This window comes from Falsihalocynthiibacter sp. BN13B15 (genome assembly GCF_041205415.1).
Classification (GTDB): Bacteria; Pseudomonadota; Alphaproteobacteria; order Rhodobacterales; family Rhodobacteraceae; genus Falsihalocynthiibacter; species Falsihalocynthiibacter arcticus.
Genome location: NZ_JBGFCE010000005.1, coordinates 45,701 through 67,024, shown reverse-complemented (window position 1 = coordinate 67,024; position 21,324 = coordinate 45,701). Strand labels below are relative to the sequence as shown.

The 21,324-nt window shown below is 54.4% G+C and carries 19 protein-coding genes; 12 read left to right on the top strand and 7 right to left on the bottom strand.

Features of this window, described 5'->3' with window-relative positions; genetic code table 11:
* The first annotated feature begins 29 nt into the window (after window positions 1–29).
* Together AB9F26_RS10095 and polA are read left to right on the top strand one after the other, a co-directional pair.
* Complete coding sequence (locus tag AB9F26_RS10095) at window positions 30–209, top strand: zinc-finger domain-containing protein (protein ID WP_335586991.1); 180 nt, start codon at window positions 30–32, stop codon at window positions 207–209.
* A gap of 118 nt (window positions 210–327) precedes the next feature.
* Complete coding sequence (gene polA / locus AB9F26_RS10090) at window positions 328–3,129, top strand: DNA polymerase I (RefSeq protein ID WP_369767956.1); 2,802 nt, start codon at window positions 328–330, stop codon at window positions 3,127–3,129.
* Here the strand turns inward: polA and AB9F26_RS10085 are convergent.
* The 3 genes from AB9F26_RS10085 to AB9F26_RS10075 all read right to left on the bottom strand — a co-directional run bounded on the left by AB9F26_RS10085 (window position 3,126) and on the right by AB9F26_RS10075 (window position 4,881).
* Window positions 3,126–3,815 (bottom strand): helix-turn-helix transcriptional regulator, encoded by a 690-nt coding sequence (locus AB9F26_RS10085; RefSeq protein ID WP_369767955.1) that lies wholly within the window; start codon window positions 3,813–3,815, stop codon window positions 3,126–3,128. The genes polA and AB9F26_RS10085 overlap by 4 nt on opposite strands.
* On the bottom strand, window positions 3,816–4,193 hold the full coding sequence (locus AB9F26_RS10080) for a VOC family protein (protein WP_335586988.1): 378 nt from the start codon (window positions 4,191–4,193) through the stop codon (window positions 3,816–3,818).
* An 85-nt stretch (window positions 4,194–4,278) separates the two neighbouring features.
* The gene (locus AB9F26_RS10075) at window positions 4,279–4,881 is read right to left on the bottom strand and encodes a DUF1285 domain-containing protein (RefSeq protein WP_335586992.1); all 603 of its coding nucleotides are present in this window, start codon (window positions 4,879–4,881) and stop codon (window positions 4,279–4,281) included.
* Window positions 4,882–4,976: 95 nt separating this feature from the next.
* Here AB9F26_RS10075 and AB9F26_RS10070 point away from each other — a divergent pair, with 95 nt between their 5' ends.
* From AB9F26_RS10070 to AB9F26_RS10055, 4 genes are read left to right on the top strand one after another with little or no spacing between them, the layout of a single operon-like run.
* On the top strand, window positions 4,977–5,984 hold the full coding sequence (locus AB9F26_RS10070) for an AAA family ATPase (RefSeq protein WP_369757606.1): 1,008 nt from the start codon (window positions 4,977–4,979) through the stop codon (window positions 5,982–5,984).
* Window positions 5,981–6,859 (top strand): DUF58 domain-containing protein, encoded by an 879-nt coding sequence (locus AB9F26_RS10065; RefSeq protein ID WP_369767954.1) that lies wholly within the window; start codon window positions 5,981–5,983, stop codon window positions 6,857–6,859. The genes AB9F26_RS10070 and AB9F26_RS10065 overlap by 4 nt, the downstream gene beginning before the upstream one ends.
* Window positions 6,859–9,672, top strand: a complete 2,814-nt coding sequence (locus tag AB9F26_RS10060; RefSeq protein ID WP_369767953.1) for a DUF4159 domain-containing protein — start codon at window positions 6,859–6,861, stop codon at window positions 9,670–9,672. Before AB9F26_RS10065 ends, AB9F26_RS10060 begins: the two co-directional genes overlap by 1 nt.
* Window positions 9,673–11,751: a hypothetical protein gene (locus tag AB9F26_RS10055; RefSeq protein ID WP_335584182.1), complete on the top strand. Its 2,079-nt coding sequence runs from the start codon at window positions 9,673–9,675 to the stop codon at window positions 11,749–11,751.
* On the opposite strand, the gene AB9F26_RS10050 is transcribed toward AB9F26_RS10055, so the two are convergent.
* Both AB9F26_RS10050 and AB9F26_RS10045 read right to left on the bottom strand, forming a co-directional pair.
* Window positions 11,752–12,102, bottom strand: a complete 351-nt coding sequence (locus tag AB9F26_RS10050) for a hypothetical protein (protein ID WP_335584181.1) — start codon at window positions 12,100–12,102, stop codon at window positions 11,752–11,754.
* Window positions 12,099–12,800 carry a DUF599 domain-containing protein gene (locus tag AB9F26_RS10045; protein WP_369767952.1) on the bottom strand — a complete coding sequence of 234 codons (702 nt, stop codon included), beginning with the start codon at window positions 12,798–12,800 and terminating at the stop codon, window positions 12,099–12,101. Before AB9F26_RS10045 ends, AB9F26_RS10050 begins: the two co-directional genes overlap by 4 nt.
* An 89-nt stretch (window positions 12,801–12,889) precedes the next feature.
* Here AB9F26_RS10045 and AB9F26_RS10040 point away from each other — a divergent pair, with 89 nt between their 5' ends.
* From AB9F26_RS10040 to AB9F26_RS10020, 5 genes are all read left to right on the top strand, one after another.
* The gene (locus AB9F26_RS10040; RefSeq protein WP_335584179.1) at window positions 12,890–14,344 is read left to right on the top strand and encodes an FAD-linked oxidase C-terminal domain-containing protein; all 1,455 of its coding nucleotides are present in this window, start codon (window positions 12,890–12,892) and stop codon (window positions 14,342–14,344) included.
* Window positions 14,337–15,479 (top strand): FAD-binding protein, encoded by a 1,143-nt coding sequence (locus AB9F26_RS10035; protein ID WP_369767951.1) that lies wholly within the window; start codon window positions 14,337–14,339, stop codon window positions 15,477–15,479. The genes AB9F26_RS10040 and AB9F26_RS10035 overlap by 8 nt, the downstream gene beginning before the upstream one ends.
* 3 nt (window positions 15,480–15,482) lie before the next feature.
* Entirely contained in the window at window positions 15,483–16,766 is a 1,284-nt protein-coding gene (glcF, locus tag AB9F26_RS10030; protein WP_369754728.1) for a glycolate oxidase subunit GlcF, read from the top strand.
* A 58-nt stretch (window positions 16,767–16,824) separates the two neighbouring features.
* Window positions 16,825–17,631, top strand: a complete 807-nt coding sequence (locus AB9F26_RS10025) for a serine protease (RefSeq protein WP_369754727.1) — start codon at window positions 16,825–16,827, stop codon at window positions 17,629–17,631.
* 140 nt (window positions 17,632–17,771) lie between these two features.
* Window positions 17,772–18,239, top strand: a complete 468-nt coding sequence (locus AB9F26_RS10020; protein WP_369767950.1) for an Hsp20 family protein — start codon at window positions 17,772–17,774, stop codon at window positions 18,237–18,239.
* A gap of 57 nt (window positions 18,240–18,296) precedes the next feature.
* On the opposite strand, the gene AB9F26_RS10015 is transcribed toward AB9F26_RS10020, so the two are convergent.
* Window positions 18,297–20,177 (bottom strand): von Willebrand factor type A domain-containing protein, encoded by a 1,881-nt coding sequence (locus tag AB9F26_RS10015; RefSeq protein ID WP_369768089.1) that lies wholly within the window; start codon window positions 20,175–20,177, stop codon window positions 18,297–18,299.
* A gap of 26 nt (window positions 20,178–20,203) precedes the next feature.
* The gene (locus tag AB9F26_RS10010; protein ID WP_335584186.1) at window positions 20,204–20,743 is read right to left on the bottom strand and encodes an RNA polymerase sigma factor; all 540 of its coding nucleotides are present in this window, start codon (window positions 20,741–20,743) and stop codon (window positions 20,204–20,206) included.
* A gap of 114 nt (window positions 20,744–20,857) precedes the next feature.
* Between AB9F26_RS10010 and AB9F26_RS10005 the strand changes: the two genes are divergently transcribed.
* Window positions 20,858–21,244 (top strand): hypothetical protein, encoded by a 387-nt coding sequence (locus AB9F26_RS10005; RefSeq protein ID WP_335584173.1) that lies wholly within the window; start codon window positions 20,858–20,860, stop codon window positions 21,242–21,244.
* The last annotated feature ends 80 nt before the right edge of the window (window positions 21,245–21,324 follow it).

Sequence of the window (21,324 nt, the reverse complement as noted above, 5' to 3'; positions counted from 1 at the left end):
CCGTCTTCGACAAGCTAAACGGAGCCATCATGACCATAGAAGCCCCTGAAATCGTTATTGTAGAGCAAAGCCGTGTGGCCTGTGATGGAGGCGAAGGCGCGCTGGGACACCCCCGCGTATGGCTTTTTATCCCCGAAGAAACAGGGTTTGTTGAGTGTGGCTATTGCGACAAAAAGATCATCCTCAAGGGCGGCTCGGCCGACACCTAAATTCTTTGCAGGTAGATTAAAATTCCTTCAGGAAGCCCCAAATTGCGCAGCATTTGGGTGGTGAAGACCTGAGTGATATGCGAAGGTTGTCGCACATAAAAATCGAAAAGGGCGCGCTATGGAAACCTCATTTGGCAAAGGCTGTCATCTACATTTGATCGATGGCTCGGCGTTCATTTTCCGCGCGTACCATGCCTTGCCTCCGCTAACGCGCAAGTCTGACGGATTGCCCATCGGGGCCGTCGCCGGATTTTGCAACATGTTGTATAAGCAAGTTGAGGACAACAAAGGATCAGACGCGCCGACGCATGTTGCCGTCATTTTTGATCACTCTGGCAAAACTTTTCGTAATGATCTCTATGACTTGTACAAAGCCAATCGTCCGCCAGCCCCAGAGGATTTGCGGCCTCAATTCCCGCTAACCCGCGATGCAACCCGCGCGTTTAATATCGCCTGTATCGAGGTTGAGGGCTTTGAAGCGGACGATATAATCGCGACCCTTGCCCGCCAAGCGGATGAGGCAGGGGGGCGCTGCACGATTATTTCGAGCGACAAAGACATGATGCAACTCGTCGGTGGCGGGGTTGAAATGCTCGACGTCATGAAAGGCAAGCGCATCGATCGAGAGGGTGTTTTCGATAAATTTGGCGTTGGTCCCGAGCGTGTTGTCGATGTTCAGGCTTTGGCGGGAGATAGCGTTGATAACGTGCCCGGCGCGCCCGGAATTGGCCTCAAAACGGCAGCGCTTTTGATCAACGAATATGGCGATCTGGAAAGTCTTTTGGCGCGGGCTGGCGAAATCAAACAACCCAAGCGCCGCGAAAGTCTTCTCAATAACGAAGCACTCATCCGCGTTTCGCGCTCCCTTGTGAAGCTCGACACGCATATGGATTTGGACTTCACGCTCGAAAGCCTTGAGATTCGCGAGCCTGAAGCCGAAGCACTATTGGCTTTCCTCAATGAGATGGAATTCCGTACACTCACGAAACGGGTGGCCGATAAAATGGGCGTCGCGGCCCCAATCGTTGTGGAAATCAGCGGGGCCAGTGCGCCCACAGCCTTACCGACGGTGGCGATTGATCCCGAAAAATACGAATGTGTGCGCGACGCCGCTGGGTTGCAAAAATGGATCGACGCGGCGTATCGGCGGGGCTGGGTTGCGGTGGATACCGAGACCACGGGTCTGAATGATATGATCGTTGATTTGGTCGGCATATCTCTGTGCATTGAGGCAGGCGAGGCCTGTTATATTCCGCTCGCGCATCGCGCAGATGCTGGCGAAGACCTTTTTGCAACCAACACGTTGGCCGATGGACAAATGGCGCTTCAGGCGGCGCTTGATATGCTCAAACCGATGCTCGAAGACCCGTCGATTCTAAAAATCGGCCAGAATATGAAATACGACGCCAAGATTTTCAAACGCTATGGCGTTTCGGTCGCGCCGATCGATGACACGATGTTGATGTCCTATGCAATGAACGCGGGCTTGCATAATCACGGCATGGATACGTTGAGCGAACGCTATCTTGATCACACGCCGATTCCGATTAAATCTTTGCTTGGAAGCGGAAAATCCGCGATCACCTTTGATCAAGTGCCCGTAGACGAAGCCGTAAAATACGCCGCCGAAGATGCTGATATTACTCTGCGTTTGTGGCAAATATTCAAGCCACAGTTGCACCAGAAACAGGTGACAACGGTTTACGAAACGCTTGAACGTCCGCTCGTTCCTGTGCTGGCAGAAATGGAAATGTACGGGATCAAAGTAGATCGGGATACCCTGTCGCGGATGTCCAACGCCTTTGCCCAGAAAATGGCGGGCCTAGAGGCCGAAATTCACGAGATTGCGGGCCAAAGTTTCAACATCGGCTCCCCTAAACAGCTTGGGGAAATCCTGTTCGACAAGATGGCCCTTGAGGGTGGAAAAAAGGGCAAAACCGGCGCCTATGCGACGGGCGCGGATATCCTTGAGGACCTCGCTGCCGAAGGACATGATCTACCCGCCCGCGTTTTGGATTGGCGGCAGTTAAGCAAACTTAAATCCACCTATACGGACGCCCTTCAGACCCATATCAATCCAGATACGGGGCGTGTGCACACGTCCTATTCCATCGCCGGTGCCATCACAGGGCGCTTGGCATCGACCGATCCAAACTTGCAAAATATTCCTGTTCGAAGCGAGGAAGGGCGGCGCATTCGCGAGGCCTTTATTGCCGAAGAAGGCAAAACCCTCGTCAGCCTCGATTACAGTCAAATAGAGCTGCGAATTCTGGCGCATGTGGCAAATATCGAGAGCCTCAAACAGGCGTTCCGTGACGGGCATGACATTCATGCGATGACCGCGAGCGAAATGTTTGACGTACCGCTCGACGAAATGACACCCGAAATTCGCCGCCAAGCGAAGGGCATTAACTTTGGGGTGATCTACGGCATTTCAGGCTTTGGACTTGCGCGAAATCTGCGAATTCCGCGCAAAGAAGCGCAGGGCTTTATTGACCGCTATTTTGAGCGCTTTCCCGGAATTCGGACCTATATGGACGATACCGTGCAATTCGCGCGCGATCACGGTTATGTCGCGACCCTCTTTGGCCGCAAAATCAACACGCCTGAAATCAACGCCAAAGGGCCACAGGCGGGGTTTGCCAAACGCGCCGCGATCAATGCGCCCATTCAAGGGACGGCTGCGGATATTATTCGTCGGGCGATGATCCGGATGCCGGCGGCGATCAAGGACCTGCCCGCCAAAATGCTCCTTCAGGTGCATGATGAACTGATCTTCGAGGTCGAAGATAGTGCCGTTGACGAAACGATCGAAGTTGTCCGTAACATCATGGAAAACGCGGCAATGCCAGTTGTAAAACTGGATGTACCATTGACTGTGGATGCGGGGCGCGGCGCGAATTGGGCACGGGCGCACTAAAGGGTCGGGCGATGATTTTCGATGGCGTAAAAATCCACGAGTCGCTTGCCCACGCTATGTTCAAACGGGCCTGTCTCGGTGAGGGATTTCATACGATCAAGGCGGAACATACGGAAATCATTCCGTAATTCACACCATCCGACCAAGGTCCAAACCTTGCCCCAAAACCAAAGTCCAAGCGGGCGGACGTGGCGTTCGCTTTTGGTGCCGTCGCCATTTTCGTAGTGAATGAGCAGCATTTGTTGGCGATCCACGGCGGATTCAATTTGGTCGATGACTTTGCGTTCTGCATCGGAAAACCAATGACGGTTGGGTGCGAAAATCTGAACCTTGGCTACATTTTTTCGGGCTTCCTCAGGGAGAACGGCTTCGATTTTTACAAGGGCTTCTTGGGCGGCAAGAGCCATATCTGACCCACCCCAAGCGCGTAACATGCGCGCGCCCGCAACCAGTGCGGTGATTTCCTTGCGGTTGAACATCAGCGGCGGCAGATCATAGCCTTCCCGCATCAAATACCCAACGCCAGCCTCGCCATCAATCGGAACCCCCGAGCCGATCAAATCCGCGATGTCGCGATAGATTGTCCGTTCGCTTACCTCCAGCCGATCCGCCAAAATGCGGGCCGTAAGGAGCCGACCGCCGCGCAGATATTGCACGATCTGAAAGAGGCGGTCGGCTCTTCGCAATTAGGTCGCCACTTCAAAGAGGCCGATGGAATTTCCATCTGGGTCCGCGATATATTGGAAGCGCCCTGAAGGGATGGTCACAGGCTCGCGCACCACGGTCGCGCCCGCGTCTTTGGCCCGTGTGATCGCGGCTTCAAGGTTGCCGTATATTGCCAAATGTACTGTTGGACCGGTGCCTGTTGGCGCGGGAGTGCCTGCATAAATATGGCCCGCAATGGCGGCTTGGTCTTGCATAGGAAAGAAGATGATTTCCCCGCCACCGAATTCTTCGATTTTCAGCGGAGTGTCGAGGACAGCACTGTAAAATTTGCGCCCCGCTTCAAGGTCGGTAACGGGAATTTCGGCCCAGACGACCGAGTGTTTAGGAGAACTAGACATGAATATGTTCCTTTGAGTAAGTGTTCGTAGGACCCTTTTTACATACCCCTCCTGACAGCATTATGTCAGGAGCCTTGCGCGATGTTCAAACTAATTTGCTTTGGGCGAGGATTGGGAAAAACACCCCTCCCGACCAAATGCCGAAAAACGGCGTGCCTTCAATATCTTGTGTGTCGCCAATATCGACGAGTCGGTAAAAACTTTTTCTATCGATCAGGGCTTCAAGATTGGCGCGCACCAAAACATAAGGCGCGGGTTCGCCGCTGTCAGGATCAATGGTGACGCGAATCGGATGATCGGGTCCTGCGGTCACGTCGTCGCCAACATGGGTTGTGAACGTGAGGGATTGCTCTGCGCCTGTTCCCTCGGCGTTGAAATCGATCGCAACAAAAGGCGCGTCGTCCACTTTGATGCCCACTTTTTCAACGGGCGTCACAAGGAAATAATCCTCACCGTCCTTGCGCAAGATGGAGGAGAAAAGTTTGACCAAACCCTTACGCCCGATGGGGGAACCGAGATAAAACCAAGTCCCATCGCGCGCGATCCGCATATCTAGGTCACCACAGAACGGCGGGTTCCACAAATGAACGGGCGCTGGCCCCCTTTTGGTGGCCTGTTTTGCCGCGCTGATGATGCTCGTTGGCAGCTCAGATTTTTCTGGGCTAGAATCCGCTGGATTTGACGGCATTTTCACGATCTTTTCATCTGAATTCGCTTTTGTCATTTGTACCTCGCAGGATTAACGACTTTAATGCAGCTTATATTTGAAAACGGAGGTAATCCATGCCTGAAACGGAAAATCTGGTCGCAGAGATCGAACTCTTGAGCGAAAAACTGGCCGCGGCCAAGGCCAGTCTAACCCAGAAGTTCATCGGGCAGGAAGGTGTTGTCGACCTCGCGTTGTCTGCCCTCCTGTGCGGCGGGCATGCGTTGCTCGTTGGTTTGCCAGGCCTGGGAAAAACCCGATTGGTGGACACGTTATCGACGGTTATGGGCCTTTCGGGGAACCGGATTCAGTTTACGCCGGATTTGATGCCTGCGGATATTTTGGGGTCTGAGATTTTAGATACGGACACGGACGGGAAGCGGGCGTTTAAGTTTGTTCCCGGTCCAATTTTTTGCCAGCTTTTGATGGCCGACGAGATCAACCGCGCCAGCCCACGCACGCAATCCGCGTTGCTTCAGGCCATGCAGGAACATGTTGTCACCATCGCGGGCGAGGAGCGCAGCCTTGGCGAGCCGTTCCATGTTTTGGCTACTCAGAACCCGATTGAGCAGGAGGGGACATATCCGCTTCCAGAGGCGCAGCTCGACCGGTTTTTGGTGCAAATCAACGTGAGTTATCCCGACCGTGCCACGGAACGAGCGATCGTTTTGGCGACAACCGGCACGCAGGATGCACAGGTGCATGAGGTCTTTACTGCTGCCGAATTGCTAGCCGCTCAACAGGTGCTTCGGCGCATGCCTGTCGGCGAACAGGTCGTGGATATGATCCTTGATTTGGTGCGTACCTGTCGTCCAGAGGACGAAACCTCCCCAGACTTTATTCGCGAAACCGTGGCGTGGGGGCCAGGTCCGCGTGCGGCGCAAGCGCTCATGATGACCGTTCGTGCAAAAGCCCTTTTGGCGGGGCGGCTTGCGCCCAATATCGATGATGTGATGCAATTGGCGGAACCCGTATTGTCGCATCGGATGGCGTTAAGCTTTGCGGCGCGCGCACAGGGCGAAACGCTTCCCGACATCATTGCCAAAGCTTGCGCAGAAATTACGCGCGTTAAGGCGGCTGCATGATTTCTACGTCCGCTCCCATACGCGAACGGGCCGAAGGACTTGCCTCAGCGCTTCCTGGATTGCTAGCGGCTGCCAATCAATTGGCGGCATCAGTGCAAACAGGCGAACACGGGCGGCGGCGTAGTGGGGTGGGTGACGAATTTTGGCAATACCGCCAAGCGGTTGCAGGGGATTCCCTGCGGGATATTGATTGGCGTCGCTCGGCACGTTCGGATGTACATTTCATCCGACAAAAGGAATGGCAGGCGATGCAAACGGTCACATTATGGGCCGATACGTCGCAAAGCATGCGGTTTTCGTCTTCACCACAACACGCGACCAAAGCCTTTCGCGCACAGCTTCTTACGCTCGCAATTGCGGTTCTTTTGCACCGAGGCGGAGAGAAAACTGCCCTTCTTGGCGACCCAACCCCCGCTAGCGCAAGTCGCGGTGCCCTAACGCATTTGGCGCAGGAGCTTGAGAAAATGGCGGACGACGTCGAATTCGGCGCTCCCATGCGAAGCACTCTGCCAAAGAACACGCAAGTCGTGCTGATTTCAGATTTTCTTGGCGACACGAAAGCCCTTCGGGAGCTGTTGAATTCGGCGCAGGGGCAAGGCGTGCGCGGTGCGATTGTGCAGGTTCTTGATCCGCAGGAAATCGCGTTCCCGTTTGAAGGGCGCAATGTTTTTGAAAGTCCGACGGGCGCGATTCGACATGAAACTCTGAAAGCGCGGGGGCTTAAGGCGCGCTACCATGATCGGCTCGCTGAGCGGCAGGCGGTGTTGCGAGATTTGGCGCGAAGCTCGGGGTGGCAATTCACCGTTAATCAAAGCGATAGCGCGCCGCTTCCCGCCCTTTTGTGGCTCTATTCTGCGCTAAGTGTGGGGCGTTGATGTTTACGCTTGGTCCTCTTGGCTTTGCACAGCCCGCCTTTTTGCTCGCGCTGGTTTTCTTGCCCATTTTATGGTGGCTTTTGCGCGCTGTACCGCCTGCTCCTGTGATCCGGAAGTTCCCAGCAGTAGGTCTGTTGCTCGGCTTGAAAGATGAGGAAAATCAAACGGATCGCACGCCATGGTGGTTGCTCGTACTGCGCATTTTTGCTCTGGCGGCTGCCATCATTGCCTTTGCAGGTCCATTGCTCAACCCTCAATCCTCCGAGCCGGGAGAAAACCGCAATCTTTTGATTGTCGCGGATGCAAGTTGGGCGTCGGCTCCCGGATGGTCATCGAACCAAGATCGTTTGCAGTTGGTCCTAAAAGACGCCGCAAGGAACGGAAATTTGGTGGCATTTTTGCCCCTGACGGATGTGCCCACCACTCCGCTTTTGCTTGAATCCGCCGAGAATGTTTTGACCCAATTGCCGTCCATGGCTCCGCGCCCATGGTTGCCGGATGATGACTCGGCTATCGCTTTGGTTGATGCGTTTGCGGCGCAACAATCGACGCCGATGTCCGTGCTTTGGATGTCGGATGGATTGGAACGGGCAGGGCGCGGGGCGCTTCTTGCAAGCCTTGAAGATGTTGGACCTGTGCGTGTTTATGAGGGGGCGCATCAAACCTTGGCTCTTGGGCCTGTAAGCTTTGAAACGGGCGAAGTTTTGGTGCCTATTTTGCGTAAAATCAGCGCTTCTGACTTGGAAATTCAAGTGAATGCAATTGGCCCTGATCCGTCGGGAACGACGCGTGTTTTGGCCCAGTCTTTGGCGTATTTTGAGGCGGGGCAAACCACGAGCGAAACACGGTTTGATATGCCACCAGAAATACGCAATCGGATCACTCAGTTTAGCATCGCTGGCCATGTTTCTGCGGGAGCAGTCGTTTTGACCGATGAAGCGTTGAAGCGTCGCGAGGTTGCGTTGTTTTCGTCTGGAAGCGAAGATGAAGCCCTCGCGCTCCTTGATCCGCTCCACTATTTGCGACAAGCTTTGGTGCCCACGGCCGATCTGGTCGACGGCCTTATTGCCGAAACCCTTTTGGCGCGACCCGATGTGGTGATTTTGGCCGATGTCGCCCAGCTTTCCGAGGGCGATAGCGCGGCCCTTGAAGACTGGGTGAAAGATGGCGGATTGCTCGTGCGTTTTGCGGGGCCGCGCCTTGCTGCGAGCGACGTTAGCCGCAGTTCCGAAGACCCGCTTATGCCTGTGCGTTTACGGGTTGGTGGGCGTAGTATCGGTGGTGCCATGAGTTGGGGCGAGCCGCGTGGTCTCAAGGAATTTCCCACGGCTTCCCCTTTCTTTGGCCTAAAAATACCAAGTGATGTTGTGGTCAATTCACAGGTGGTCGCAGAACCCGACCCTTCTCTTGCCTCGCGCGTTTTAGCCAGCCTTGAAGATGGCACACCGTTGGTAACACGCAAGGAATTGGGTGATGGGCAAGTTGTGTTGTTCCATGTGACCGCCAGCGCGCAATGGTCCAGCTTGCCAATTTCAGGTTTGTTTGTCCAAATGATGGAGCGACTGGCGATTTCGTCACAGGCTTCGCGCCCTACCGAGGAAGACTTGGCGGGTACAATTTGGTCCCCCGTCAAGGTGCTGGATGGTTTTGGGCAACTAATCCCGCCTCCAAGTACGCTTGCTGGAATTAAGGGCGAAATACTGGCATCCGCGCTGGTTTCTGCCGCCCTTCCACCGGGGCTATATGTTAGTGATAAGCGTCAAACCGCGCGCAATACTATCGCACAAGATCAAACCCTTCAGCCGCAAGTTTGGCCCTCCGCAATTCCCGTTGATCGTGGCGGATCGGTGGAAGAGCGCTCCTTGAAAGGCGTGCTTTTGGGGCTGTCTTTGGTTGCATTGCTTCTTGACGTCATTGCATCGCTTTGGGTGTCTGGGCGCTTTCACGGCACGCGGACTTCAAGCACAATTGCGGTTTTTGCGACGCTCTTTTGTGTGCAGGGTATTGGGGCCGAAATCTGGGCCCAGACAGCCTCTCAAACTGAAACACTAACCATTGATGAAAAGGCCTTTGCTGCGACAAGTGAAACGGTCATGGCTTATGTTATTACGGGCGACGAAGCTGTGGACGAGGTGTCACGTGCGGGCCTATGGGGACTTGGAAGGGTGCTTTTTCAACGCACATCTATCGAACCCGCTGATCCCATAGCTATTGATTTGGAAAAGGATGAATTGTCCTTCTATCCGATGATTTACTGGCCAATTACCACGACCCAAACCCTGCCATCACCTGCCGCCTATGCCCGTCTAAACAGGTATTTGCAAAAGGGTGGCCTCATCCTGTTTGATACCCGCGATGCCGACGAGCAAAGGTACAAAAGGGTCACCGAAAATACCCGAAAGCTGCGTATGTTTGCCCGCCAACTCGATATCCCGCCCCTTGAAGAGGTGCCATCTGACCATGTTTTGAATCGCAGCTTTTATCTGTTGGAGGAAGCCGCGGGACGGTATGTCGGTCCGCCGGTTTGGGTCGAGGCCGCCCCTGCGGACGTGGAACTCGCCGAGGGGATGCCGTTTCGCAATTTAAACGACGGGGTGACGCCGGTTGTGATCGGTGCCAATGACTGGGCCGCGGCATGGGCGATTGCGCCTAATGGCAATCGTCTCTTTACCGTTGGGCGCGGGCGTGCGGGGGATGAGCAACGCGAAATGGCCTATCGTTTTGGGGTGAATTTGATGATGCACGTCCTGACCGGAAATTACAAAAGTGATCAGGTCCACGTGCCTGAATTGCTCGAACGACTGGGGCAGTAAATGACGCAAACCATTCTTTTTGACCCCCTGCTGCCCCTGCCGCTCATTTTGTTTGGGATTGTGACGTCGGTTTTCGTCGTCGGGTTTTCCTATTGGCGCGGGTTGTTTGGCTGGCCTCTACGGTCGTTTGCACTGACCGTTCTCTTCCTCACACTCCTCAATCCCGCGCTGCAAAGCGAAGATCGAGACGCAATGTCGGACATCGTTCTTATTTTGCAGGATAAGTCTTCCAGCCAGTCCCTCTCAGATCGGGAGGCCCAAAACGCTTCGGCGCTTGCCGCCTTGCGCCAAAAACTTGCGGCGTTGCCTAATACGGATATCCACGAAGTGTCTTTTGGCGATGGTGAGGCGGATTCTGGCACCACGCTTTTTGGCGCGCTGTCGGCGGCCCTTGCGGAAATCCCAGAGGCGCGTGTCGCGGGAATCGTTATCCTGAGTGACGGTCAAGCGCATGATATTCCAACGGAAGACGCGCTGAATGAGCTGACATGGCCGGCGCCGATTCATACACTTTTGAGCGGCCGAAAAGGCGATTGGGACCGACGCCTCGTTCTCTCCAAAGCTCCCGGATTTGGCATCATTGGCGAGCCTGTAATGCTTACCGTTTTGGTAGAGGATCAAGGGGCCGTTCCGCCGGATGTGGGGCCAAATGCTCCGCTCTTGATCTCCATTGATGGCGGCCCGACGCAAAGTTTTGAGGTTCCCATTGGGCAGGAACTTGAATTGCCGCTTACGCTTGCGCATGGTGGCCTGAATGTCGTGCAATTTGTCGTTCCTATGGCTGACACGGAACTCACGGATCGCAATAATACCGCTGTACTTCAAATCAATGGCGTGCGGGATCGCTTGCGTGTTTTGCTAGTCTCTGGCGAGCCGCATCCGGGGGAGCGTACATGGCGAAACCTTTTGAAATCAGACAGTTCTGTCGATTTGGTCCATTTTACCATCCTGCGCCCGCCTGAGAAACAGGATGGCGTACCCGTCTCGGAGCTATCATTGATTGCTTTCCCGACACGCGAATTGTTCCTTGAAAAAATTGATGATTTCGATCTAATTATTTTTGATCGCTACAAGCGGCGCGGTATTTTGCCTGCGAGTTATCTGGAGAATGTAGCCAATTATGTGCGTCGCGGCGGTGCAGTTCTGCTTGCGGCTGGGCCAGATTTCGCATCGGTCGAGAGCCTGTATTTCTCGGCCTTGTCCGAAATTTTGCCCGCCGAACCCACGGCGCGTGTTCTTGACGAAGAGTTCCGCCCGAAGGTAACAGAAACGGGGCAAAAGCACCCTGTGACTGAAGGTTTGCAAGCGGGACCTGAGCCTGAATGGGGCCGGTGGTTGCGGATGGTGGAGCTTGAAGCCAAATCCGGACATACGGTGATGTCTGGCAAAAGCGGCGCTCCCCTCCTGCAATTGGATCGGGTTGGCGAAGGGCGCGTCGCGCTTTTGGCGAGCGACCATGCTTGGCTTTGGCATCGTGGCTTTGACGGTGGTGGACCCCAGCTGGAACTCCTTCGCCGCTTGGCGCATTGGATGATGAAAGAGCCTGAGCTTGAGGAAGAGGCGCTATCGGCCTCCGCTGTGGGTTTGGAAATGAAGATCGTTCGGAGGACTTTGGGTGGCGATGACGCGCCTGCGCCAGATCTCGTGACGATCACGGCTCCAGATGGCAGTCTGGTCGAAGTCCCCCTTGTTCAATCCCGCCCTGGGCTTTTTGAAACAACCTATTTCGGGACAGAATTTGGACTCTATCGCTTGTCCCAAGGCGCGCTTTCGTTTGTGATCGGCATGGGGCCTGCCGCCCCGCGAGAGTTTGTGGAAACCGTGGCCACCTCGCGTGTGCTTGCACCCTTGATCACACCGACACAGGGAGGGATACTGAACATGGAAGACGGAACGCCAGACGTTCGCACTGTGCGTTCTGGCCGGAATGCGTCGGGAGCTGGATGGATCGGATTCGTCCCACGCGGCGCTTTTGTCACCACGGGAATTTCGGTGAGCCCATTGGTTCCCGCGTGGATTTTGCTGGTCTTGATCACTATGATGTCCATAGCCGCATGGCTGCGCGAGGGTCGCAGATAGCTATTTTAGATCAACGCGGTACGGCTCGGATGTCTCGCCATCTGTAAGGCAATTGGCCTGAATGAAGACATGGGTGACCCCATCAGGAATGGAGATTCCCGTAACGGATCGGGTAAACGGCTGCTCGTTTTCATGCGGATGTGCGAGGGAACGTTGGCCTAGGATAGAGCCGTCCGGAGCGATGATCTTCCAACCGTCCGCATAGTGGTCCCACCCCGAATCCGGATGCAGAATTGAAACGTCAAATCGCCATTTTGTGCCTGACTGGGACGCGACCACATGTTTGACAACGGCCGGATCGGCGAAGGCAGGGGCCGCGAAGAATACTAGTAAGGCTACAAGGCGTTTCATGGTGTTTTACCCTCAAGAAGGACGGCCCGAGAATGGGACGCAAATTCGCGCCGCCATAGGACAAGACTCGTCACAATTGTGGATATAATAAGGGGCCATGCACCCAACATCCATGCCAAACATGCTAAGGCGTAGTAAACTGTTCGTAATCCACGGTTATAGCTTCGCGCAGCGGTTATATTGATTTCACCGGATTGTTTCGCGCGAATGAGGGCCATTGGGTCTTCAATTTCGTTTGGCGCGGCGGCCATGACCACGGCCGCATATCCGAACAATCGATGGGACCAGACGAAATTGAGAAATGCGCTGGCGAGCATCACCAAAACAAGCAGGATTTTTATTTCCCATACAATGGCGGGCGCACTTTCGATGGAGAAATCGCTGGCGAGACCACGAAGATGCTCTTGATTTCCAATGAGCGCCAACCCGCCACCAATGCTAATCATACACGCCGACGCAAAAAATGTGGTGCCTGTGCGTAGGGTTGCAAGGATTGTCGCGTCAAAAATCCGTGGCTGTCGCGTCACATATTGGACCATCCATTCACGGCGGTAGTTCGCCATAAGCGAAGACGTGGACGGATTATTGGGGGTCGGGTTTTCAATCCTCCAACCAAGAAACGTCCAGCTGAGCAGAAGAAATGCCACGGCAACGGCATCAATCACGTCAAAATATGTAAATCTAGCAAGGAGTTCCATGGCGGTTACATTAGCGCGCGCGATTGGGGGTTGCTAGATCAAAAAATTGGTTATAATTTCTTACCAATTCAAAACTGCAAGGTGAAATTATGGAAATGCCAACCCCCGATGTAAAGGTACTAGATCGCAAATCGCAGATCGTTTCGCTCCTGCAGGCCGTTCTTCACACAGGCACGGTAATTCACGATGAAATCGAAACCCGCGCCTATGAGTGTGATGCGCTGACGGCCTACCGTTGTCCGCCGATGTGTGTGGTTTTGCCAACGACAACCGAAGAAGTCGCCGCCGTTTTGAGGATATGCGCGCAAGAGAACGTTCCCGTTGTGCCGCGCGGGGCAGGGACGTCGCTTGCCGGAGGTGCGCTTCCGACCGCCGATTGCGTTGTTTTGGGCGTGGCCCGCATGAACGAAGTACTCGAAACCGACTACGACAATCGCTTTATCCGCGTGCAAACGGGTCGTACCAATTTAAGCGTATCCGGTGCGGTTGAGGAGAACGATTTTTTTTATGCGCCCGATCCAAGTAGCCAGCTTGCCTGTGCGATTGCGGGCAATATTGCGATGAATTCTGGCGGTGCGCATTGCCTGAAATATGGGGTTACGACGAACAACCTGCTCGGTGTTCGAATGGTGACGATGGAGGGCGAAATTGTCGATATTGGTGGGGCCCATATGGGGGCCGCAGGGCTTGATTTATTGGGCGTGATTTGTGGTAGCGAAGGGCAGCTTGGAGTTGTCACCGAAGCCACCCTGCGCATTCTTCCCAAACCCGAAGGCGCGCGGCCCGTGTTGATCGGCTACGACAGTAATGAGGTCGCAGGCGCTTGTGTGAGCGACATCATCAAGGCGGGGGTCTTACCCGTCGCGATTGAGTTTATGGACCGCCCTTGCATTCGCGCTTGCGAAGCCTTTGCTCATGCGGGCTACCCCGATTGCGAAGCGCTTTTGATTGTCGAGGTTGAGGGAAGCGATGCCGAAATCGCGCACCAGCTTGACCTGATCAAAGCGATTGCCATGCGCCACAATCCCGTCGAATTTCGTGAAAGCAAATCTGCCGAAGAAAGCGCCGCGATTTGGCTGGGCCGTAAGTCGGCCTTCGGTGCAATGGGGCAAATCAACGACTATATGTGTTTGGACGGCACGATTCCTGTTTCCGAGTTGCCGCTCGTTCTGAAGCGCATCCGCGAACTCTCGGCTGGCTACGGCCTTGATGTGGCAAATGTTTTTCACGCAGGCGATGGCAACATGCACCCGCTGATCCTGTTTGATGCAAACAAAGCGGGGGATCTGGAAAAATGCGAGGCTTTGGGGGCGGATATTCTGCGGCTTTGTGTGGAGGTTGGCGGTTGTTTGACGGGCGAGCACGGGGTCGGCGTAGAGAAGCGGGATTTGATGTTGGACCAATACACAGAAGCGGATTTGGAGGCACAGTTGCGAGTCAAAGATGTGTTTGATCCAATGTGGCTGTTGAATGCGGCGAAAGTTTTTCCCCTTTCAACAACAGAAACGCGGCGTGCTGCTAAGGAATTGATCCCCAATGACTAAATCTCAAATCAATTGCCCGCGTTCCGAAAAAGAGCTTGCCGAATTTGTGCGGGATGCGAGCCGCGCGATACGTGTTACAGGCGGAGATACGCGCAGAATTGGCTCCACTCAGGCGGAGGATGTGGTGAGTACTTCCGCGCTTTCCGGAATTACGCTCTATGATCCAGGCGCACTCACTTTGGTTGCAAAATCAGGCACGCCCCTTTTGGAAATCGAAAATGCACTCGCTGCCGAAAATCAAAGGCTGGCCTTTGAACCGATGGACCATCGCAGCCTGCTTGGAACGCAAGGGACTTCGACAATCGGCGGGGTGGTTGCCGCGAATGTGTCTGGCCCACGGCGGGTGCAGGTTGGGGCCTGTCGGGATCATCTTTTGGGGGTTCGGTTTGTCGATGGGCGCGGCGATGTTATTAAGAATGGTGGCCGTGTTATGAAGAATGTGACGGGCTATGATTTGGTTAAACTGATGGCGGGCAGTTATGGGACATTGGGAATCCTGAGCGAAGTTTCCCTTAAAGTTTTGCCACAAGTCGAAGCGGTCGCGACGGTTCTGATCAAAGGTCTAACCAATTCCGAAGCGGTTTCGGTGATGTCCCGCGCGATGGGATCGCCTTATGAAGTGTCTGGTGCGGCCCATATGCCTTTGGGTATGGAGGGCGAGGCTGCGACAACGCTACGGGTCGAAGGTTTTCACGCGTCGGTTGCTTACCGGGCGCAAGCTTTGGTCGAGATGTTCAAAGGGTGCTCTGACATCACAGTTCAAACGGACCCCACACGGACCGCTGCTGCGTGGCAAGGAATTAGCGAGGCCGCGCCCTTTCACAATGAAGCGGGTGACGTTTGGAAAATTTCCTGTGTTCCGAGCGATGCCCCAAGGTTGGCGCAAGCCGCAGGCGGCAAAATCTTGTTCGATTGGGCGGGCGGATTGATCTGGGCGCTTACGACCGAGGGGCACGATCTTCGCGTTGATCTGGGGGCTTTTGATGGGCACGCCACGCGTATTCGCGCGGGGAAAGACACCGTTGCCGATATCCCAACCTTCGCCCCAGCGCATCCTTTGATTGAACGGCTGTCGGTGGGGCTTCGCGAAAAGTTTGATCCACGTGGGATCTTAAATCCAGGTTTGATGGGATAGAAAATGCAAACGAATTTCACACCTGACCAGCTTAAAGATCCGGAGATTGAACGCGCCAACGAGATTCTGCGGGCCTGTGTCCACTGCGGATTTTGCACGGCGACTTGCCCAACCTACCAAGTTTTGGGCGACGAACTCGACAGTCCGCGCGGGCGCATTTACCTCATCAAGGATATGCTCGAAAGCGGGCGACCTGCTGACGAGAAAACCGTGAAACACGTGGACAGATGCCTGTCGTGTTTGGCCTGTATGACCACGTGTCCCTCGGGGGTCCACTACATGCATTTGGTCGATCAGGCGCGTGCATATATTGAAAAAACTTACAAACGCCCGTTTATGGATCGCAGTTTGCGCTGGATGCTGGCGCAGATTTTACCCTATCCAAAACGGTTTCGGCTTGCCCTTTTGGGCGCAAAAATCGGACGACCCTTTGCCTTTCTGATGCCTGATGCACGGCTTAAGGCGATGCTCGAAATGGCACCCAAAACGATCCCACCTGTGAGTCGCAACGATGACGCCCAAGTCTTTCCCGCGATTGGCCTGCGCAAAAAACGGGTGGCGTTGATGACGGGTTGTGCACAAAAAGCGCTGAATACGGATATAAACGATGCCACCATCCGCCTTTTGCGGCGTTTGGGCTGTGACGTTGTTATTGCCAAGGGGATGGGATGTTGTGGAGCATTGACCCACCACATGGGGCAAGAAAAGAAAAGCCACGCGAGTGCGGCGCAAAACATCAAAGTTTGGATGGATGAGTTCCGCACTGACGGGCTTGATGCGATTGTCATCAACACGTCTGGCTGCGGAACGACCGTCAAGGACTACGGACATATGTTTCGCAATGATCCTTTGGCGCAAGATGCCGCAAAAGTGTCGGACTTGGCGATGGATGTGAGCGAAGTTTTGATGCAACTCGACATGCCAAAAGGTGAGGATCAAGGCCTGCGGGTTGCCTATCATTCCGCCTGTTCCTTGCAGCATGGGCAGCAAATCAAAACCCATCCCAAAACGCTTTTGAAGCAAGCTGGTTTTGAGGTTGTAGAGCCTGCCGATGCGCACCTCTGTTGTGGGTCCGCAGGAACGTATAACTTGATGCAACCCGAGATCAGCGCAAAACTGAAGGAGCGTAAAGTTGCAACGCTCGCAGCGAAAAAACCGGACGTTATTGCCGCAGGCAATATCGGGTGTATGATGCAAATTGGACGGGCCGCCGGCGCCCCAATTGTTCACACGGTAGAACTTTTGGACTGGGCGACTGGTGGGCCAAAACCGCCTGCAATGAACTGAGTTCGGCCATATTGCTGCCTTATCTCGGAAATACTACCGGGGAAGCGACGGAGGAAATATGCGCGGACTGTTGGCAATAATTGTGGTTCTGGTTGGCCTTGGTCACGCGCAGGCGGATACGTTGCGCAAGCTTTCAACTGGCAACGATAGTCGCGGATGGGAGGCTGTTGGTCGCCTCAATATCGACCGCAAAACCATGTGTACGGGCGCCCTGATTGCGCCCGATTTGGTCCTGACTGCGGCGCATTGCCTTTTTGACAAAACGACCAAAGAGCGGGTTGATCCAGAAGGTATCGAATTTTTGGCTGGGTGGCGCAATGGTCGCGCGTCCGCCTATCGCTGGGTTGCGCATGCCGTTACACATCCCGACTATATCTTTGATACCGAAAATGTGTCGCAAAAAGTAGAGAATGACGTCGCACTTCTGCGCCTCTCACAACCCATCAACAGCACGTCGATCATCCCCTATGAAACGGGCGCTTCTCCTCGCAAAGGGGCAACTGTGGGCGTGGTTTCTTATGCGCATGATCGGGAAGCCAGCGCGAGTCTACAAGAAGAGTGCAAGGTTTTGGCGCGGCAAAAGGGCACTTTGGTTTTGTCTTGTGATATCGACTTCGGCTCGTCGGGTGCGCCGATTTTTTCGATGCGAAACGGGTATCCAGAAATTGTGTCGGTAATTTCCGCAAAGGCCGAAGCGGGCGGGCGGCAGGTTGCGCTTGGAACCTCTCTTGCGGAACCGCTCGCGGTTTTGTTGGCGGAAATGGCCGCAGAGCCGACGGTTTTTGAAAAAGGCTCGCCCAAGTTCCTAAACGGCAACAGCCATACGGGTATTGTCCGCTCTGGCGCGAAGTTTTTACGCCCTTAGGTTTTTCCGACGCCCCTCTTGAAAGCCCCAAGAACGTTCCCAAATTAAAATGTACCGAGGCGCCAATATTGGGTCTTGGTTCGTGCCTGTCCCCTCGGGAAGGCTCCATTTTAACGTTGTTGCTCATCAGGAGAATGACCATGCGAAACTTTGATTTAGCTCCCCTATACCGTGCCACTGTTGGTTTTGATCAGATTGCCGATCTTATGGATCGTGTCCGCTCGACCGACCAAGCACGCCCAAGCTATCCCCCTTATAATATTGAGAAAACCTCTGCAGAAGGATGGCGTATCTCTATCGCCGTTGCTGGTTTTGCTGACAGCGAACTTTCGGTTGAACTGCGCGAAAGCGAGTTGATCGTTGCGGCGAAAAAAGAAAGCGACGACACCACAACAAGCTATCTCCATCGCGGAATTGCGACCCGTGCCTTTGAACGCCGGTTCCAGCTGGCGGACCACGTGCATGTAACGGGCGCCACCCATGAAAACGGTATGCTTTCGATTGATTTGAAGCGGGAAGTTCCGGAGGCGCTTAAGCCACGGCGCATCGAGATTTCCAGCGGTGATTTGGCCGACAATAAGAAGATTGAAGCCAAACCCGTTAATTAATCGACGCTAAACGAATGGAACGGCGCGCAGAATTTGCGCGCCGTTTTTTTGTGGGAATTAGTTGCCGTTCGCCATGGATTTTGCCAGACGCATCAAGGTGACGGCCTCAGCGCGATAGCCAAAAGCGTCCACGCCTTTTGCGCCTTGTGCGAGGGAAATCGCCTCGTCCCAACCCCAGTCCCCCAGATAGGTATCATCCCGCAATAGCTGACCAAAGCCCGCCATTGATGCTGCAAATTGCGTATCTTCTGAGGTCTCGCCCATCCCTGCATTAATTGGAGTGGTGATGAGTTCACTTTGTGTTTCGCCTGGGGTCTTGTAGCGAATTTTGAGGAAGCCAAGTTCGTCACTCGGCGTCGGTACGCTCTCTTTTGTACCATAACGCAACTCATCGTTTTTAATGGCACTAGAGCCAACAGGCGTGATTTCATATAACGCAGTCACGGTATGCCCCGCGCCGATTTCGCCTGCGTCAACTTTGTCGTTGTTGAAATCCTCACGGTTGAGTACGCGGGTTTCATAGCCAATCAGCCGATATTCGGCGACTTGGGACGGATTGAACTCAACCTGAATCTTCACGTCATTGGCGATGGGGAAAAGTGCGCCCGTCAGTTGATCGACAAGTACCTTTTGGGCCTCGGCCAGCGTGTCGATATAGGCGGCCTGTCCGTTACCATTCTGGGCCAGCGTTTGCATGGTTGCATCGTCGAGGTTGCCACGGCCAAATCCAAGAACCGAAAGATAGGTGCCTTCGTCGCGTTTTGTTTCAATATAGGATTTGAGCGCCGCTGGATCGTGAATGCCAACATTGAAATCACCGTCCGTCGCGAGCAATACACGGGTAACTTCGCCCTCTGACTGCATGGATTTCGCAATCGTATAAGCTTGCTGCAGCCCTTCTTGCCCCGCCGTGCCACCGCCCGCTTCGAGGCGATCAAGCGCGGCAAGGATGGTGCTGCGTTCGCTGGCCGCAGTGGGTTCCAAAACCTGTCCTGCGGAGCCCGCATAGGCCACAATCGCGACCTGATCTTCGGGGCGCAATTCGCTGAGCATTAAGCGGAAGCTTTGCTTCAGAAGGGGCAGTTTGTTTTGGTCTTGCATGGAGCCAGACGTGTCGATGAGGAACACCAAATTCAGCGGTGGGCGAGTATCCGTCGCGGGGGGTGCCCCTTGAATGCCGATATGAACCAGTTGCGTACCCGCGTTCCATGGCGTGTCCATAACTGTCACGCTTGGCAAAAACGGCTGGTCGCCCTGTGGCGCCTTATAGGCATAGGGGAAGTAGTTGATTATTTCCTCAATGCGCACAGAGTCTGGATCGGGCAAATACCCGTTGGTGATGGAGGACCGCAAGATCGCGTAGGAAGCCGTGTCTACGTCGATCGAGAAGGTTGAAACGGGATCTTCTTTGGTGGTTTTTAGCGGATTTGGTGCTGCGTTGGAAAAGGTTTCAGACTCGGACATGTCGTCGGGGAAGTAGAACTGCGGTTCGATACTTACCGCTTCCTTGCTGAGGCGCGAGAGGGAGGTTGCAGGCGCCGGGCTCGTCATTTGTACGATGGAGCGGCCCGCCAATTCGTCTGCGGGAGCGACCATCATGTCAACAACCTCATCTTGAGCGAGCATGCTTTCTTCAAGCAAAGATTTAGCGCCTTCAGACGTGGTGGCTTGTGGGGCAAGTGGCGTGTTTTGCAACTCCACGAAAATCACACCGACACCAACGGCGGCAATTGAAGTTGTAATCGCAAGACCTGTGCGGGACGTCATTGCAGTGAACATATTTTTTACTCCTGAAATCCAGCCCGCCCGAAGTGGCGTGCTTTCAGAAGTAGGACGGGGCTCAACCACTGATCCTTGGAAGTTTTTAAAGTTTTTTTCCGCCAGCGCGATATCGGCCCGTTTTTTGGCGTCATCAGGCGCGGGAATGTCGGCCATCATGGCCTTTAGGGCGTCGAGATCATCGTTCATGGATAGCCCTCCTTTTGGTGGTAGGCGCGCAGATGTTTTTTCACTTCTGACATGCGCCATGCAATTGTGCCCTCGGAAACGCCGAGGATTTCGCCCGTTTGGGCATGGGTCAATTCCTGTCCAAGGATCAAGGAAACGGTGTCGCGCAACTCATCCGGCAAGGCCGTGATCGCGGCGGCCAGCCAGTCTTGTTTCTCGCGCATTTCGTCGTTATCCGCTTGGCGGCCAATTTCCCACCCTCCCCAGCCGTCGGAGGCCTTGGCGTGGGTTGCGTGGCGTCGGCGACGATCGTGGGCGGCATTGATCGCGACACGATAGAGCCATGTCGTGAATTTCGCCTCGCCCCGAAACCGCGCGAGTTTGGCGGGGAGGGCGGCGCAGATGTCTTGCGTCAAATCTTCGGCTTCGGCACGACTTCCCAAAAGGCGAAAGCACAGTCCAAAAAGACGGTCGTAATGCCGCTGCAACAGCACACCAAAGGCTGTGCCGTCTCCATTTGCGGCAGCCAGTGCCAAAGTTTCGTCATTTGTTTCCATTAGCATCACAATGAATAGGACGCGCGCCAAAGGTCAATCCTTGGTGAAGGTTTGAAATAAATTATTCGGGGCGGGTGTGATGCGCTAAGCTGTTTGAAAATAAGGAGAGAATTTATGCGACTAAATGTGATAGGAGCCTGTGCGGCGGTGCTGCTTTTGGTAATTTCGGATTGGCTTCACTTGCCCGAGGCCTTCGGTGCCCATCCCTACTGGTCTGGAAAAGTGCTGTTCATTGGTGGCGTTATCGGTATTTTTGGGGCATCTGCCTTCGCGGTTTTTGGCAGCCATATTCGTATGGTGATCCCCCTATTCTTGTTTGATACGGTGCTCGTTTTCGGGGCGATTTCCGCATATATGGGCAAGATGAAATTCGCGGAATCTTATGCCGAAAACGCCTTGTCGGGTCAGTTTTGGTTCTTAGGCTGGATTGCGATTGCTGCCGGAATGTCGGGTTTGATCGCCACCGCCGCGCGGTATTTATGGCGTTCCTCAGACGTTTGACGCTTACGGAAAGGCAACACGGGTTGCATTGAAATCTGTTCACCGTAAGGTGCAGAAAACTCGATTTGGAAGGCCAGAGA